Consider the following 2,325-nt stretch of genomic DNA (forward strand, 5'->3'; position numbering starts at 1 on the left):
GACAGCCGCTACACGCTGCGCGATATGCACGTGGTCGTGCCGCACCAGGCCAGCCACCTTGGCATGCAGCACTTGCGCAAACGATTGGGCGTGCCTGAAGCCGCCGTGGTCGACATCTATGCGCAGCACGGCAACCAAGTGGCCGCGTCGATTCCCACTGCGCTGCATGAAGCCGTCACGCGTGGGCGCATTGAGCCGGGCCGCCCAGTGCTGCTGGTGGGCACCGCGGCGGGGCTGACACTCGGCGGCATGGTGTTGACACTATGACGACACTGGTGACCGGCGCCACGGGCGGGCTGGGTCGCAACGCTGTCGACGCGTTGCTGGCACAGGGTGTGCGCGTGCGTGCCACCGGGCGCGATGCCGCGCAGCGAGAAGCCTTTCTTGCACGCGGTGCCGATTACGTGCCGGCCGATCTTGCACGCCTCACGCCAGCTACGCTGGATGCACTGTTCGAGGGTGTCGATACGGTCTGGCATTGCGCGGCGCTGTCGTCGCCGTGGGGTGCCTATGACGACTTCCATGCAGCCAACGTGCTCGCCACGGCCGCCCTGGCCGAAGGTGCGGTCAAGCACGGCATCCGGCGCTTCGTGCACATCTCCACGCCGTCGATCTACTTCGACTACCGGCACCACGCGAACCTGCCCGAGACCTATCGCCCCGCCCGCTTCGCCAATCACTACGCGGCAACCAAGATGCTGGCGGAAGACGTGATTCAGCAGCACGCTGCTGCGCAAGACACCACGCGCTTCGTCATCCTGCGCCCACGTGGGCTGTTTGGCCCGCACGACCGCGTGGTGCTGCCGCGCATCCTGCATCTGCTGAAGCTGCGTGGCGGCACGCTACCCCTGCCGCGTGGCGGCGCCGCGCGCATGGACCTGACCTATCTGGAGAACGTGGTGCACGCCATGCAGTGCGCCACCACGGCCGACGTGCCCAGCGGCGCCGCGTACAACATCACCAACCATGCGCCTGCTACGCTGCGCGATCTGCTGGACCAGTTGCTGGGGCAGCAGCTTGGCCTGCGCTACCGCATTCGCGCTGTGCCGTATCCGGCCATGGCACTTGCGGCGCGTCTCATGGAATCGGCCAGTAGCATGACGCACCGCGAGCCGCTGCTCACGCGCTACAGCGCCGCTGCCCTGCATTACGACATGACGCTCGCCAACGACCATGCGCGCGCCGAACTCGGCTACGTGCCGCCCATCGACCTGGCGGAAGGCATCCGCCGCACGGCCCACTGGTTACGTGAACATGGCAACCGCATATGGCAACGCTAACGGTCTTTGAAGCCGGCTATTGCACGCACACGGCCTGCGTGGCGCTGCGCGGCGCGGGCCTGCGCACGTGTGCGTTTCCGGCGCGCGCATGGCTGATCGAAACCGCCGGCCGCCGCTGGCTGTGGGACACGGGCTATGCGTCGCACTTTCACGACCACACGCGCAACGGCCTGTTTGCGATCTACCGCAAGGTCACGCCGGTGTACTTCGATACGGCGGAGTCAATGGCGGCACAGCTTGCGCAGCAGGGGCTGCGGCCAGCCGACCTGGATGGACTGATCGTCTCGCACTTCCACGGTGACCACGTGGCCGGCTTGCGCGACTTTCCCGGTGTGCCCGTCATCTGCTCGGGCGAGGGCTGGATGCACCTGCGCGCGCTGCGTGGTGTCTCTGCGTTGCGGCGTGCTTTCGTGCCGGGGCTGATTCCCGAGGACTTCGAAACACGCACGCGCTTTGTCGAGCAGTTCGAACAGGTCACGCTGCCGCCCGAGCTGGCGCCGTTCACATCTGCATGGGCCTTGCCCGACAGCAACGGTGACGTGCTGCTCGTGCCGCTGCCTGGTCACGCCGCCGGGCACATCGGCGCGTTTGTCAGCACGCACGATGGCTGGGTGCTGCTGGCGGCCGATGCCGCGTGGTCACCACTGAGCTATCGCGAACTGCGTGGGCCGTCGGTGCTGGCCTATTCGATCATGGAAGACCGCCACGCCTACTTCGACACGCTGCGCAAACTGCATGCGCTCGACGCGGGCGGCCACGTACGCATCCTGCTTACACACGAGGGCGCGCTGTGACTGCATTCCACCGCCTGCTGTGGTCGTACTGGCAGACGCGCCGGTTGCGGCCAGCCAACCGTGCCGCGCTGGAGGCGCACCAGCAGCACGAGATTGCGCGCTTCACGCGGCGTGTGCTCACGCGCAGCCCGTACTTTCGCGCCTTCGCATCCAAGCCGATGCGCGAGTGGCCACTGATGGACAAGGCCACCATGATGGCCAACTTCGACACCATGAACACCGCCGGCCTGCGCCTGGACGATGTGTTGGCC

Annotated in this window: 3 protein-coding genes and 1 pseudogene; all 4 read left to right on the forward strand. The window is 66.9% G+C overall.

Annotation, left to right across the window (positions count from 1 at the left end; translation table 11 throughout):
• A partial coding sequence (locus JHD73_RS27510) for a 3-oxoacyl-[acyl-carrier-protein] synthase III C-terminal domain-containing protein (protein WP_306663166.1) occupies window positions 1-267 on the forward strand: 267 nt, incomplete at its 5' end.
• Window positions 264-1,280, forward strand: a complete 1,017-nt coding sequence (locus tag JHD73_RS27515; protein WP_199033298.1) for an NAD(P)-dependent oxidoreductase — start codon at window positions 264-266, stop codon at window positions 1,278-1,280. The genes JHD73_RS27510 and JHD73_RS27515, both read left to right, overlap by 4 nt.
• Entirely contained in the window at window positions 1,268-2,074 is an 807-nt protein-coding gene (locus JHD73_RS27520; protein ID WP_199033299.1) for an MBL fold metallo-hydrolase, read from the forward strand. The genes JHD73_RS27515 and JHD73_RS27520 overlap by 13 nt, the downstream gene beginning before the upstream one ends.
• Window positions 2,071-2,325, forward strand: a pseudogene (locus JHD73_RS27525) (CoF synthetase); the annotation flags it as partial. The gene JHD73_RS27520 and the pseudogene JHD73_RS27525, both read left to right, overlap by 4 nt.

Source organism: Ralstonia sp. ASV6, assembly GCF_016429285.1.
Classification (GTDB): Bacteria; Pseudomonadota; Gammaproteobacteria; order Burkholderiales; family Burkholderiaceae; genus Ralstonia; species Ralstonia flaminis.